The sequence below is a fragment of the Butyrivibrio sp. FC2001 genome (assembly GCF_000424125.1).
GTDB lineage: Bacteria > Bacillota > Clostridia > Lachnospirales > Lachnospiraceae > Butyrivibrio.
On record NZ_AUJH01000015.1, the window covers coordinates 136711 to 150558 of the forward strand.

The following is a 13848-nucleotide window of genomic DNA, read 5'->3' on the forward strand; positions in this document are numbered from 1 at the left end:
AATATCGCGAGGTTGCGAGGAATGCTGTCACAGGCATTCCTCGTATTCGTTAGAAATTCCTTATGAAAAATTATTGATTGTCGGAGGAAAAGATGAGTTTTTTAATCTACCTTATTAACGGACTTAGTCTGGGCAGCATTTATGCGATAATCGCCCTGGGCTACACTATGGTATACGGAATTGCCAAGATGTTGAATTTCGCGCATGGCGATTTCATCATGGTGGGCTGCTATGTTATATTCACAATCTGTTCCACACTTAGTGGCAATACATTTGTGGGAATCATCGCAGCTATTATACTGTGCACACTTCTTGGTGTGACTACTGAGAAGGTCGCGTACAAACCGCTACGAGGTGCAGCTTCTCCTCTGGCTGTTCTTATTACAGCGATTGGTGTTAGTTATTTCCTTGAAAATCTTGCTCTTCTTATTTTCGGAGCAGATATCAAATCATTCTCTTCAGTTGTTTCATGGCAGGGACTTTCCTTTGCAGGTGGCGACCTGAAGATTCAGGGTGTAACAATCATTACCATCCTTTCAAGTGTGGTAATTCTTATTGTACTTCAGCTTTTCATTCACAAGACCAAGGAAGGACAGGCTATGCTTGCCGTTGCTGAGGACAAGGGTGCTGCGATGCTCATGGGAATAAATGTAAACAAGACAATTTCCCTTACATTCGCAATCGGTTCAGCACTGGCTGCAATCGCAGGTGCGCTTCTTTGCTCAGCATATCCTTCACTGTCTCCCTATCTCGGTGCGATGCCCGGAATTAAGGCATTCGTTGCTGCAGTATTCGGAGGAATCGGATCCATCCCCGGCGCGATGATCGGTGGACTTGTTCTCGGAATCGTAGAGATTCTCAGCAGAACTTACATTTCATCACAGCTGTCAGATGCTATCGTGTTCGGTATTCTCATTGTGGTGCTCCTTGTTAAGCCCACTGGCCTTTTAGGTAAAAAAATTCAAGAAAAGGTGTAATGATATGGCTGCAAAAAAGAGACTTAGAGATAACTTAATTACTTATGGAATCGTGATCGCCTTATATCTGATCATGGAAATCCTTATGAAAACAGGCAACCTTTCAAGTCATTTGAAGGGACTTTTAGTACCGATGACCTATTACGCAATAATAGCAGTAGCGCTTAACCTCTGTGTTGGAATTCTTGGAGAGCTGAGTATCGGACACTGCGGATTTATGTGTATTGGTGCTTTTTCAAGTGCTGTTTTCTCAAAATTAACTCAGAATACTATTCCCACAGCGCCCAGATTTTTCCTGGCATTTGTGATTGGAATCGCATTTGCAGCGCTGTTTGGATTTTTAATAGGTATTCCCGTACTTAGGCTCAAGGGTGACTACCTTGCAATTGTCACACTGGCCTTCGGCGAGATCATTAAAAACGTAATCAATGCAATTTACTTTGGTGTGGATTCCAAGGGACCTCACATTTCAATGAACAATGTGATGGAGCTTGGCATGGAGCCTGATGGACAGGTTGTTATCAACGGAGCCATGGGAATTACAGGAACTCCCAGAGATGCTAATTTCACTATAGCAATAGTGGTGCTTCTGCTTTCACTCTTTGTAGTTCTTAATCTTATGAACTCAAGAGACGGACGTGCGATCATGGCTGTTCGTGACAACAGCATTGCAGCTGAATCAGCAGGTATCAACGTAACCCGTTATAAGATGATGGCCTTCACAATCTCCGCTGCCATTGCAGGAGCTGCAGGCGTTCTGTTTTCACACAACATCACATCACTGACAGCTACTTCACAGTACTTCGGCTACAACGCATCAATCATGATCCTGGTGTATGTGGTGCTTGGAGGAATCGGAAACATCAGAGGTTCAGTCATTGCAGCAGCTATTCTGTATCTGCTTCCTGAGATGCTCAGAGGCCTTAATACATACAGAATGCTCATCTATTCAATCGTGCTTATCGTGATGATGCTCTTTAACTGGGCACCCGCAGCAGTTCAGTGGAGGCAGAAGGTAGCACACAAGTTTATTAAAAGGAATGCGTAACTATGAAATTACTTCAGGTTAATAATTTAAGTATTGCATTTGGAGGACTGAGAGCCGTTGACGACTTCAGCCTTGAAATAGAAAAGGGAGAGCTTTACGGACTGATCGGACCTAACGGTGCCGGCAAGACTACCGTGTTCAACCTGCTCACCGGCGTATATAAGCCGAATGAAGGTATCATCCACCTTGACGGTGAGGATATCACCAGGAAAAATACCATCGAGATAAATCATTCCGGAATAGCAAGAACCTTCCAGAATATCCGTCTGTTCCATCAGATGTCAGTAATCGACAATGTTAAGGTGGGACTTACAGAGCGCTTTAAATACAGCGGCATCGAGGGAGTTCTTCATGTTGGAAGATACAGAAAAATGGAGAAGGAGATGGATGAAGAGGCTATGAAGCTTCTTAAGGTCTTCGACCTTGATTCAGAGAGAGACACTCTTGCCAGCAACCTTCCCTATGGTAAGCAGCGTAAGCTTGAGATAGCAAGAGCCATGGCTACATCACCGAAGCTCCTTTTACTTGATGAGCCTGCAGCGGGCATGAACCCTAACGAGACAGCGGAACTCATGGATACAATCGCTCTTGTACGAAAAGAGTTTGACATGACGATACTTCTTATCGAGCATGATATGAAGCTCGTATCAGGAATCTGTGAGAAGCTCACAGTACTGAACTTCGGCCGCGTTCTTAAGCAGGGCGAGACCAAGGAGGTCTTAAGCGATCCGGAAGTAATAAAAGCATATCTGGGAGAGTAACATATGTCACTTTTAGATGTAAAAAACTTAAGCGTAAACTATGGCGTTATCAAAGCCTTAAAGGGTATCTCTTTTCATGTAGAAAAGGGTGAGATCGTTGCCCTTATCGGTGCAAACGGCGCCGGAAAAACAACAACACTGCACACTCTGTCAGGACTTCTTAAGCCCGCAGAGGGTGAGATAACCTATAAAGATAAGAATCTGGTAACAACACCAGGACACAAGATCGTATCCCTTGGAATGGCGCAGGTACCTGAGGGCAGACGCGTATTCGCAGATATGACTGTTTTGCAGAATCTTAAGATGGGCGCCTACACCAGAAACGATATGGCGGAATTCGATAAGACAATAGAGATGGTCTACAAGAGATTCCCCAGACTTGAGGAGAGAAAAAATCAGGTGGCAGGAACTCTTTCAGGTGGTGAGCAGCAAATGCTTGCAATGGGTAGAGCACTCATGTCACATCCTGATATAATATTAATGGATGAGCCTTCAATGGGATTGTCACCGATTTTCGTAAATGAGATATTCAGCATCATCGAGGATGTGAATAAGGATGGCGTGACAGTACTTCTTGTTGAGCAGAACGCTAAGAAGGCGCTGACCATCGCAGACAGAGCTTACGTCCTTGAGACAGGAAGTATCGTTAAGGAAGGCAAGGCATCAGACCTTCTTAACGACGAATCCATCAAAAAGGCTTATCTTGGTGAGTAAGAATTCTTTAACAATGCTGAGATAAAAAATAGCCTTCCCCTTGGGGGCGCACAACGTCCGGGGGACGTTGGCTATGCGCGGACCGAAGTGGAACGGAGACAGGTGTCAGCGAAGCTGACGGATGAGGGTATAGGAGGACAGTAATAGCATGAAGAATATAGTCATCACAATCGCGCGTCAGTATGGTAGTGGCGGACGTACCGTCGGAAAAATGCTTGCGGACGAGCTCGGAATACATTACTACGACAAGGAGCTTTCCAAGGTTGCATCCGAGATGAGCGGAATCAACGAGAGCTACTTTGTAACAGCAGATGAGAAGGTGAAGAGTAGCTGGAAGAGTAAGCTTTCACTGATTTCTACGATTTATGACGGAACAGTTAAAAAGCCCGGCGATTCTGATCTCACATCAGATGAGAATATTTTCAGTAACCAGGCCAAGGCCATCAAGATGCTTGCGGAAAAAGGCGAGCCCTGCGTAATCGTGGGACGCTGTGCGGACTTTGTGCTTAAGGATTACGACAATGCCCTTAGAGTTTTCGTTCACGCAGACCATGACTTCCTCATGCAGGAGGCCGGTAAGGTGCAGAGTCTTACAGGAAAAGACCTTGAGAAGTTTATCGCTCAGATTGACAAGGCAAGAGCAGAATACTACGAGTATCACACAGGCCATCACTGGACAGATGCCCTTAACTACGACCTCTGCCTCGACAGCGGCAAGCTTGGCTTCGAGAAGTGCGTAGAAGCAATCAAGGCTTACGCAAAGGTTAGATTTGGTGAAGACTGCTTTGATTAATTATTAAAGCCCCCAGGAGCCTGGCTCCTGGGGGCTATTTAAGTTAGCAGTTTGATTTCTTGTATTCTTCCAATAGTTCGTTCTGAAGATTTTTGTCACCGATAGCTCGGAGGATATCGTCAGTACGATTCTGTTCTTTAAGCCAGGAATAGAGAATATCGAGTTCTTCTTTTCCAGATTCCTGACCTGCTTTGTATACTGTTTCTGTTTCAGTTACAAGTACCTGTCCGCCCATAATCTTTTCAGCCTCCTCTCTTACAACATATTTGTTGTTCGCAAGAGCCATAATTACCTTTTTCGACAGCTCTATGATTTTTTGATGAGTTCTGGCATCAATCAGGCCTGCTTCATATCGTTCCTTGAGCTTGTCATAAATCTCACGATAGCGGGCTTTGAAGCTGTCTACAAATTCCTGTTCTCCTGTCTCTATTTTATCAAATTCAGATTCAAAGTTGAACAGATAAAAAGGGATAAGGAAATACAGTTCCTTATTAAGGATGTCGTCACAGCTATAGTTGATCAATTTGAGAATGGGTACCTTGTAATCCACATATCTGCCATCTGGAACATGAACGAAAATGGTCATGTAATCAGGCGTTGATGAGCCTTAGCACTAATTCTTTGTGCTCGACTACTAATGTTCTGAAAACATCATCATAGGGCGTGCTTCCCAATGATGTATTTTCAGAGCTAACTAAATTTTGATTTTTTTCCATATATCTTCCTTTCTATTTGCTTCTTCGGGCATAAATAAAAAGGAAATTAACTTTGATAAGTTATCACATATTGAGGAAGTGTTCAATTAAAAAATTTAACAAATATCATCAATGAAGAGCGAGGCTGATGTTTTTTAAATTGAATCAATATACTGTAGAGCAACCGATTAGGGACTTTCTTCATGGATAGGTGTAATATTAACATCAACCTGCTTTCCACAGATCAATCAATCAGAAGAATTCATCGTGGCAGACGTAACGGTAACCATAATGCTCAGCCTGCAGATGGACCAGGTAGAAGAATTGCTCGCGGGTAGACGTAACGCCGTTCTCAACGTTCTCCCCGCAGATAGCCCAGGCTGAAGAATTGCTCGCGGATAGACGTAACGCTGACTGCAATCAACAACCCGCAGATGGACCAGGCAGAAGAATTGTTCGCGGATAGACGTAACGCGGCTCTCAACGTGCATTCTGCAGATGGATCAATCAGCAGAATTGTTCGCGGATAGACGTAACCCCATCCGTAACCTGCATCCCGCAGAGCAACCAACCACAATATAATAACGAAAATAGACGTAACGCGCCCCAGCCCACTCCTTACATAACAGAAAATTAGAATACACCTTTACCTACAATCTCGGTCTAAACATATCCCATCAAATCATCCCCCCACTTTCTTCATTCTTTATCGATATTTTATAAAATGGTAATCACCGAATGTTACAATAATACTAACTATACGCATCATGGTGGGAAGTGTTTATGGAAAGATTAACGCAACATCGTTAATGAGAGGACCATTTTATGCTGGGATATGGAGTCGACAAATATAAAAAATCCACAGTTATAACTACCATAATAGTCGGAATAACTGTTTTGCTGATATTATCAGGATGCTGCATTTATTCTGCTGTGAATGGGGAGATTATGTATCTGGCTGCAGGTAGTGTGGCTATTTCATTCTTTTTATGGCCCTTCATGATTCTTGCCGGATTGTACGGCTATCTGATTACGCTCATTGTTTTTTTGATTTCCTTTATAGTAACGCTGTGTGTCAAAATGGACAAAGCATTCATTATGTCAATTTATATGACAGCGGCGATGTGCTTTGCTATTTTTGGACAATACCATTGGTTTTACACCAAGAAAAAAACGGCGATATGTGCTCTTATTACTTTGATTCTCACGTCACTTGTTGAATTTCTGTGCCTTACGGTAATTGCGACTAATCAATATGATCTTGATGCATTTAGAGATTACGGAAAGTATTTTTGCAGAGAAGCCATCGGAATAATCATTCTCGCATTTATTTTTCATTTCTGTTACACAAGGATGCCCGATACCTGGAAGTATCCTTTTCCGGTAGCGGTTGCGTATACAGGATATTATGAGGAAGACAAGGAGTTCCAAAGAGGAATCAGAAAAACAAGGATAAGTGTCAAGATATCAGCAATTATCATTGCTGTTGAGCTTTTACTTGGTATAGCAGTAGCGGTGTTTATGATGGTACTGTTCACTGATAACAGGAATATTTTTGTTGATGCCGTCCACCAGGATGAAATTTTTTCTGATATGGGGGAGAAATTATCGCAGGAGGACCTTTCACAGAGGTTTGAAAAGTTAAATTACAGATTTGATGAAAGAACGATAAGCTACGACATTAAAATGCTGCTTTTAATGCTTTGCGTTGGTGTTCCCATGGCCGGCATAGCCAACTTTTTTACAAAGGTCACTATAGGAACGCCGCTTGGAAACATGGCGGATTTTATGCAGGAATATGCCGGGGCTCCTGATGATAAGAAAGTCGAAGTCGGAAGAAAAGCATGTAAGATCAATATAAGAACCCACGACGAGATCCAGGTGGTGCATGAATCCATTAAGGATACTGTGGCAGCTATAGAGAACTACATAAACCATCTGAATGCGGAGTATGAGCTGGAAAAAGAGCTTGAGGTGGCGCAGAAGTCTTCCGAGGCAAAATCCGCTTTCCTTTCAAACATGTCTCATGAGATAAGAACTCCCATAAATGCTGTACTTGGATTAAACGAGATGATACTTCGAGAGAGCAGCGAGGATCAGATTCTGGAGTATGCAAACAGCGTGAAAAGTGCCGGCAATTCTCTTCTTGGAATAGTTAATGATATTCTGGATTTTTCCAAGATTGAAGCAGGAAAAATGGAGATCCTTGAGGCAGAATATCACCTGAGCTCTACCATAAACGATCTCCTTAACATCATAGCCGTAAAGGCTGAAGATAAGGGCCTTGAGCTTAATATCAATATCGATAAAACGCTTCCAACAAAGCTTATGGGAGATGAGCTTAGAATCAAGCAGTGTGTGACCAACATATTGTCAAACGCTGTTAAGTACACTGAAGAGGGAAGCATTACCCTAAATGTTTCCTGCAGAAAGGTTGATGACTCTAACATCTTTCTGAGATTCCAGGTAATCGATACGGGAATCGGAATCAAGGAAGAGGATCTTGAAAAGCTGTACTCACCTTTTGAAAGAATAGAGGAGATACGTAACCGCTCAATTGAAGGAACCGGTCTTGGAATGAGCATCGTGAAAAAGCTGCTGGCACTTATGGATTCCAAGCTTGAGGTTAAGAGTGTTTACGGCGAGGGCTCAGATTTTTCATTCGAGGTAAAGCAGGGCGTTGCATGCTGGGAAGAGCTTGGAGATTTTAAGGAAAAGTACAGGGAATACCTCAGTAGCCAGAAGGAGTATCGTGAGAGCTTTATAGCGCCGGATGCGGAGATTCTTGTTGTGGATGATACTCCGGTTAATCTCACGGTTGTGAAGGGACTTTTAAAGCGTACTAAGGTGAAAATTGATACCGCGGAAAGCGGATTTGAAACCTTGGAGCTTGTAAAGAAAAAGAAGTATGATGCTATTTTCATAGACCACAGGATGCCTGAAATGGATGGCATTCAGACGCTGGAAAATCTAAAGGATATGAGCGATAACCTATCTGCCGATGCGCCATATATAGCTCTCACTGCTAATGCCGGAGAGGGTGCAAGGGAGGAATATCTGGCAGCAGGCTTCATAGATTATCTGTCAAAACCGGTAAACGGCGAGCTTCTGGAGAAGATGCTTATGGAGTATCTTCCTGAGGAGAAGATCACGATAGTGACAGATGAAAATGCAGAGAGTGATGACGATTCTAACGCCACCAATGGTGATGATGAAGGTGATGTTTTAGATCAGCTTAAGGGAATCGACCTTCAGGAAGCAGTAAAGAACTGTGGAAGTCGTGAGCTCCTTATGGATGTGGTAAAAGAGTTCCTGATCTCAATAGATCCAAAGGCAGAGAGTATCGAGAAGTGCTTGCAGGATAAAGACTATAGAAACTACACTGTCAGTGTTCATGCGCTTAAGAGCTCAGCAAGACTAATTGGTGCCATGGAGCTTTCGCAGATGGCGGCGCACCTTGAGGATAGTGGCAACGCTGAGGATGTAAATGAGATAAATGAAAAAACACCGGAACTTTTAACACTTCTTAGAAGCTATAAGGAAATGCTCGCACCGATAAATGCAGGCACGGATGATGAAGATCTTCCTGAGATTCCTGAGGATGAATTAAAGCGTGCGTTTATGGACATAAGGGAGCTTTTGGAAGCCTATGATTATGACACTGCGGACGGAATTATGAATATGCTTGCGGACTACAGCATACCTGCGCAGTACAGGGATAAATATGAAAAAGTAAAACAGCTCATGGCAGCAGTTGACAGAGATGCACTGCTTCAGGTACTGGAGGATTGAGATGGAAAAGAGAGTACTTCTTATCGGTGATGGAAAGAGCTTCATGGTTACATCGATTGCAAAGGAACTAAAGGAGGAAGGCTTTACAGTTATTTCCTCTACCGCGGATGTTACGGCAATCGAGCATATGGAGTATAAGCCCAGCGTTTATCTTATTTATATTGATGATATAGATAAGATGAGGGATCTTTTTGTATACCTTCGTGACAGAGCTGTTGAGAGCGATATCTCAGTCAGTGTCATAGGCTCACCTGACGAGCTTGAAAAGTTCTATAAAATAATTTCCAAGGAGAAAATAGCAGCGGCTTTTGAGAGACCGGTTAATGTCAAGCAGCTTGCAAGTGAGATGCTGAGAGTCGTTGCAAACGAAGAGGTACGACTTCAGAAAAAGAAGATACTTGTGGTTGATGATGATGGTACGATGCTCAGAACAATAAAGAGCTGGCTCTCTGAAAAGTACCAGGTATTCATGGTAAATTCAGGAGTTTCTGCAATTACTTTTCTTGCAAAAAACGAGGTTGATCTGATCCTCCTTGACTATGAGATGCCTGTAACCACAGGACCAAAGGTCCTTGAGATGCTAAGGAGTGAGCCGGGAACAAGTGATATTCCCGTTATGTTCCTTACGAATAAATCTGACAGGGAAAGTGTAATGGGGGTTATTGCCCTTAAGCCTGAAAAATATCTCCTAAAGACAATGCCCCCTGCTGAACTTATTGCTAGTATTGATGAGTTTTTTGAAAAGCAGAAGCTGAAGAACTATATGTAATCAGAGAAGATTTGATTCGTGAAGCTTTTCATAAATGGCCTGTCCCAGTTTTCTGTGGGCAGCAGCGTCGATATGCACTCCGTCTGCAGGACTGGGTGATACGAGCTTTGCGGCATCAATGAATTCGCAGCCATACATTTCAGCAAGCTGTTTATACCAGGTAGCAAGCTCGGCGGACACCTTCTGGGCATTTAAGAAATCGAAGCAGTCCTCGAGCCAGGAGCCTTTACCTGTGGTTCCCACAAGCGGAGGAGAGACAAGCAGAACCTTCATTTTATCATTCATGCGAAATCTGTTGTGGGCCTGAACCTTCTCAAGGAAAATCTGCATTTCACCGGCGATATCCATTGAGCAATATGAAAATTTTCTCTTTAAGTCATTAGTCCCCAGCATGATGATCATGACTTCAAGCGGGGACTGGCTTTCTATGCATGGAATAACATATTTTAAGCCGTTTTTCTCACCCTCTGCAGGATCGTCAGTGGCTATTGTGCGGCCGTTGTGACCTTCCTCAATAACCTTGTAGGACTCACCTAAAAGTGTCTGCAATACACCTGTCCAGCGGCTGTTTTCTTCTATACGTGATCTCTTTTCCGGGTCATATCCCCATGTGAGTGAATCTCCAAAACACAGTATTCTTTTCTTTTCCATAATGAACCTCTGATTTATATAGAATTTGCTACCCGTAAATAATATCATATCCGGGGGTTAATTTGATTGATTTTTATAATATGAGTGGAACTGGCTGTGCGAAGTTCCGATAATACCATTTTTCGGGTGAAGGATAAGTCAAATTCGGTTATAATAGATACATATGTAACTTTTGACATGGAGATAATATTGCTCAGGGGATGACTGGTAGTACATGACACCGGTGTATCAGGAGGTATTATGAAAAAGAAAACTCTCAGCATTTTATTATTAACTTGTACACTTACTGCCGCTGTTACAGGCTGTAGTTCTAAAAAAGCCGAGGCCGGGGAGAGCCAGGTAGTGGTAAATGCTTCCGAGGCGAATACCGTTAAGGTCGAGGAGACAGAGAAAGCAGAAGAAACAGTAAAAGCAGAAGAACCTGAAATAACAGAAGATACAGTAGATACAGATAAAATAGACGAAGAAAAGACAGAAGATATAAAAATTGCGGAAGACACAGAACAAATAGAGGAGACCGAGACACCTCTCAGTGCCGCTCCGGAAGAGAATCCTATAAGTGAGCCGATTTCCGAGGAAAAGATGGAAGAGTTCTTCGATAAGGTCATAACAGAGACAGGCTCTGCCTATGAGGATATACTCTGCTGCAGTCTTAACGACTTTGATGGCAACGGCACATACGAGGGACTTGTTTATGTGGGCAAGGGGCCCGATGATGAGCTCGGATGGTGCGATGGCAAGGTATATTTTGTAAATGACGATATCTGCAGAGAGGTGTATTCGGGAACTCTTGCCATGAATGATGATGGCAATGTGTTCTGGGTTATGGATGCAGGTAACAGATATTTCGTAGCCTTTGATGAAGCCTATGTGACAGCACAGCTTACCTACGTCTACTATATTGACGGAGATCAGCTGGTGGAGTCCAATATTTCCAAGCTTGGAGACCTCTACCCCGGCGCTGACATTGAGAACATCGCCATGACCTACAGTGCCTACGACGGCTACCTTAATTATGTTGAAGGTGATGAGTCATCCTACATGTGGACAGGACACACCTGGAAGCCCTATTATTTCTACTACGACAGTGAGAAGAAGGACTTCATGGAATATGGTGGAACCGATATCACAGAGGAAGAGCTGGAGAAGATAGTTGGCTTTGACCTCGCCGGCAAGATCAAGGGCTCAGGCTACAGGGTAGACAGAATCTTACGCAGGAAAAATGGCATAGTTAACGTCAACTACTCATCAGAGGAGCAGCTCATGGACGGCACCACAGATATTACCTACAAGAATGCCAACTTTGATGAGAAGACAGGAGAGTTCGTTGATGCCTGGGGAACAGGCGGAACAACCTGGCAGGATTCCGATTTTGGTGGTATCTACAACGATGCAATGTTAAGCGACATAGCAGTATATTAAATTAAATAAGACTCGTGACAGCTCCCGGTATTTCTGATTCTGAAATACTGGGAGCTTTTTATATCTTTTTTCATAAAAACAGTTGACAAAAATCCGTGATATGATTATATTGAATATATATTCAATGAATTGATATTCAATAAAAACGAATGGGGACAAAAGGCATGAAAAAAGAGAAGAAGGTTGTAATAATCGGTGGCGGAGTAGCAGGACTTTCAGCAGGAATATATGCGCGTCTGTGCGGTATGGAGGCTGAGATCTATGAGAAGAATTCGATTCCCGGCGGAGAGTGCATCGGCTGGAACAGGGAAGGTTATCACATCGATAACTGCATTCACTGGCTCACAGGAACAAGGAAGGATACAGAGCTCTACGACGTATGGAAAACTGTGGGAGCATTGTCAGATGATACTCAGTATGCCGTTCTTGATTCATTTTTCACCACATGCCATGGCGGTAAAAGTGCAACACTCTGGGCTGACCTTGACCGCACAAAGAGAGAGCTGACAGAGCTTTCACCTGAGGATGCCGAAGAGATAAGTAAGTTTATCGAGTATGTGGAATATTCCAAGAGGTGTCTCATTCCTGCCAATAAGCCTTTGGACATGTTCGGCATTGGCGACTATATCCGCATGGGTAAGGAGATGGGCGACTTCGTGAAGGTGATGAAGGAGCTTGGAAATATCTCCCTTGAGGATTATAGCAAGAGATTCAAGGCTCCCATAATCCAGAAGCTCATGTGCGACTATCTGCCCAAGGAGTACACCGCTTATTCACTGCTTGTATCCTATGCAACTATTGCTGATGGCAACGGCAACATCCCTATGGGCGGCTCTCTCCAGATGTCCCTCAGAATGGAGAAGCGCTTCAGGGAGCTTGGCGGTAAGATCTTCTATAATAAATCCGCAGCTAAGATAGAAGTGGATAAGAAAAAGGCACAGGCTGTTCTTTTCGAGGATGGCACAAGGGCTGAGGGCGATTACTACATCGCAACTGTTGATACGGCAGTTCTTTTCGGAAAACTTATCAGTGGAAAATACATGCCTGCAGCTTTGAAAAATGCCTATGAATCTGCAAATATCTATCCTGCAACCAGTGGCTTCCAGGCAGCATATTCAGTAAATAAGAGCTTTAATCCAGGAGAGACAGTTTTCATAGATATAGAGCCTCTTAAGGTTGGCGCTACCACCTTCGACAGAATGTATGTTAAGGTATATGGCTATGACAAGACCTTCGTGAAGGGTGACAGACAGGTGCTCCAGACCAGCATTTTCCAGACGGATGCTGACTATGAGGTTTGGAAGGGAATGTTCCCCGATGAGTATAAAGAGGCTAAGATGAAGCTTTCTGATGAGATAGTAAAGAGAATTGAGGCAGCTTTCCCTGAGATTAAGGGAGACCTTGAATACCTCGACTCCTGGACACCTCTTACCTATGAGCGCTACTGCAATGCATATCACGGCAGCTACATGAGCTTTATCACGACAGCAGGTGCCAAGTCCATCAGGATAAAGGGCGACATCAAGGGCATCAGAAATCTTACCTTTGCAGGTCAGTGGAATACCTCACCCGGAGGACTTCCCATTGCAGTTACTAACGGCAAGTTCGCAATCCAGAGAATTTGCCATAAAAAGAGCATTACTATGGAGGATTACAATGACAAGAGAGGAACAGAAGGAAGAGAGACGACAGGCAATATTGATGACGGCGCTGAGTCTCTTCGTAGAGAAAGGGTATCATGAGACCAAGGTCAGTGATATTGCTGCCGCAGTTCCCATGAGCACCGGATTGATGTTCCATTATTTTAAATCAAAGGAGGAGCTCCTTTTGGAGCTGGTAAAAAGGGGCAAGGATTTTTCAAACGCTACCGGTGACAGTAAGGGCGCTCCTGCGGATATTTTCTTAAAGGGAATGCTTGAAGAGCTGTTCCTTTATGCCAAGAAGCAGCCCTTTGTATCCAACATGTTCGTTCTCATGGCACAGGCCAGAAGAGCCGGCATGCCTGAGGAGGTCAGGAAGGAGGCACTGTCTGTTCAGGCAGTGGACAACACCGCAGAGCTTATAAAAAAGGGCCAAAAGGACGGGATCTTCCGAGAGGGAGACCCCACACTCCTTGCGCTGTGCTTCTGGTCAGCCTTCCAGGGAATAATGGAGGAGATGACCATAAATAAGAATCTGGACACCCCAGACCCTGACTGGCTCCTTGATATTTTAAGGAAATGATTT

Annotated in this window: 12 protein-coding genes; 10 read left to right on the forward strand and 2 right to left on the reverse strand. The window is 43.7% G+C overall.

The window, feature by feature from the left end; all coding sequences use genetic code 11:
- Positions 1-92 precede the first annotated feature (92 nt).
- The 5 genes from G601_RS0109510 (at position 93) to G601_RS0109530 (ending at position 4293) form a co-directional block, all read left to right on the forward strand.
- On the forward strand, positions 93-977 hold the full coding sequence (locus tag G601_RS0109510; RefSeq protein WP_026491995.1) for a branched-chain amino acid ABC transporter permease: 885 nt from the start codon (positions 93-95) through the stop codon (positions 975-977).
- A gap of 4 nt (positions 978-981) precedes the next feature.
- Positions 982-2025, forward strand: coding sequence for a branched-chain amino acid ABC transporter permease (locus G601_RS0109515; RefSeq protein ID WP_026665197.1), 1044 nt, complete (start codon positions 982-984; stop codon positions 2023-2025).
- A 2-nt stretch (positions 2026-2027) separates the two neighbouring features.
- Positions 2028-2786 carry an ABC transporter ATP-binding protein gene (locus tag G601_RS0109520; protein WP_026665198.1) on the forward strand — a complete coding sequence of 253 codons (759 nt, stop codon included), beginning with the start codon at positions 2028-2030 and terminating at the stop codon, positions 2784-2786.
- A 3-nt stretch (positions 2787-2789) separates the two neighbouring features.
- Entirely contained in the window at positions 2790-3500 is a 711-nt protein-coding gene (locus G601_RS0109525; RefSeq protein WP_026491998.1) for an ABC transporter ATP-binding protein, read from the forward strand.
- A 148-nt stretch (positions 3501-3648) separates the two neighbouring features.
- A complete protein-coding gene (locus tag G601_RS0109530) occupies positions 3649-4293 on the forward strand; it encodes an AAA family ATPase (RefSeq protein WP_026491999.1) in 645 nt (214 codons plus the stop codon).
- A gap of 43 nt (positions 4294-4336) precedes the next feature.
- Here the strand turns inward: G601_RS0109530 and G601_RS0109535 are convergent, their stop codons facing one another.
- Complete coding sequence (locus G601_RS0109535; protein WP_026665199.1) at positions 4337-4879, reverse strand: hypothetical protein; 543 nt, start codon at positions 4877-4879, stop codon at positions 4337-4339.
- Between the two features lie 934 nt (positions 4880-5813).
- Between G601_RS0109535 and G601_RS0109540 the strand changes: the two genes are divergently transcribed.
- Together G601_RS0109540 and G601_RS0109545 are read left to right on the forward strand one after the other, a co-directional pair.
- The gene (locus tag G601_RS0109540; RefSeq protein WP_026665200.1) at positions 5814-8780 is read left to right on the forward strand and encodes an ATP-binding protein; all 2967 of its coding nucleotides are present in this window, start codon (positions 5814-5816) and stop codon (positions 8778-8780) included.
- Between the two features lies 1 nt (position 8781).
- Positions 8782-9549 (forward strand): response regulator, encoded by a 768-nt coding sequence (locus G601_RS0109545; RefSeq protein ID WP_026665201.1) that lies wholly within the window; start codon positions 8782-8784, stop codon positions 9547-9549.
- Here the strand turns inward: G601_RS0109545 and G601_RS0109550 are convergent, their stop codons facing one another.
- Positions 9550-10200 (reverse strand): SGNH/GDSL hydrolase family protein, encoded by a 651-nt coding sequence (locus G601_RS0109550; RefSeq protein ID WP_026665202.1) that lies wholly within the window; start codon positions 10198-10200, stop codon positions 9550-9552.
- A 240-nt stretch (positions 10201-10440) separates the two neighbouring features.
- Here G601_RS0109550 and G601_RS0109555 point away from each other — a divergent pair, with 240 nt between their 5' ends.
- The 3 genes from G601_RS0109555 to G601_RS0109565 all read left to right on the forward strand — a co-directional run bounded on the left by G601_RS0109555 (position 10441) and on the right by G601_RS0109565 (position 13845).
- Positions 10441-11622 carry a hypothetical protein gene (locus G601_RS0109555; protein ID WP_026665203.1) on the forward strand — a complete coding sequence of 394 codons (1182 nt, stop codon included), beginning with the start codon at positions 10441-10443 and terminating at the stop codon, positions 11620-11622.
- 164 nt (positions 11623-11786) lie between these two features.
- Positions 11787-13364 (forward strand): phytoene desaturase family protein, encoded by a 1578-nt coding sequence (locus tag G601_RS0109560; RefSeq protein WP_155834500.1) that lies wholly within the window; start codon positions 11787-11789, stop codon positions 13362-13364.
- Positions 13279-13845, forward strand: coding sequence for a TetR/AcrR family transcriptional regulator (locus tag G601_RS0109565; protein ID WP_026492006.1), 567 nt, complete (start codon positions 13279-13281; stop codon positions 13843-13845). The genes G601_RS0109560 and G601_RS0109565 overlap by 86 nt, the downstream gene beginning before the upstream one ends.
- Positions 13846-13848: the final 3 nt, after the last annotated feature.

What these genes read in the sequence shown, in the direction of transcription:
- G601_RS0109510 (WP_026491995.1), top strand. Translation starts at nt 93, where the DNA reads ATGAGTTTTTTAATCTACCTTATTAACGGACTTAGTCTGGGCAGCATT.
- G601_RS0109515 (WP_026665197.1), top strand. Translation starts at nt 982, where the DNA reads ATGGCTGCAAAAAAGAGACTTAGAGATAACTTAATTACTTATGGAATC.
- G601_RS0109520 (WP_026665198.1), top strand. Translation starts at nt 2,028, where the DNA reads ATGAAATTACTTCAGGTTAATAATTTAAGTATTGCATTTGGAGGACTG.
- G601_RS0109525 (WP_026491998.1), top strand. Translation starts at nt 2,790, where the DNA reads ATGTCACTTTTAGATGTAAAAAACTTAAGCGTAAACTATGGCGTTATC.
- G601_RS0109530 (WP_026491999.1), top strand. Translation starts at nt 3,649, where the DNA reads ATGAAGAATATAGTCATCACAATCGCGCGTCAGTATGGTAGTGGCGGA.
- G601_RS0109535 (WP_026665199.1), bottom strand. Translation starts at nt 4,879, where the DNA reads ATGACCATTTTCGTTCATGTTCCAGATGGCAGATATGTGGATTACAAG.
- G601_RS0109540 (WP_026665200.1), top strand. Translation starts at nt 5,814, where the DNA reads ATGCTGGGATATGGAGTCGACAAATATAAAAAATCCACAGTTATAACT.
- G601_RS0109545 (WP_026665201.1), top strand. Translation starts at nt 8,782, where the DNA reads ATGGAAAAGAGAGTACTTCTTATCGGTGATGGAAAGAGCTTCATGGTT.
- G601_RS0109550 (WP_026665202.1), bottom strand. Translation starts at nt 10,200, where the DNA reads ATGGAAAAGAAAAGAATACTGTGTTTTGGAGATTCACTCACATGGGGA.
- G601_RS0109555 (WP_026665203.1), top strand. Translation starts at nt 10,441, where the DNA reads ATGAAAAAGAAAACTCTCAGCATTTTATTATTAACTTGTACACTTACT.
- G601_RS0109560 (WP_155834500.1), top strand. Translation starts at nt 11,787, where the DNA reads ATGAAAAAAGAGAAGAAGGTTGTAATAATCGGTGGCGGAGTAGCAGGA.
- G601_RS0109565 (WP_026492006.1), top strand. Translation starts at nt 13,279, where the DNA reads ATGACAAGAGAGGAACAGAAGGAAGAGAGACGACAGGCAATATTGATG.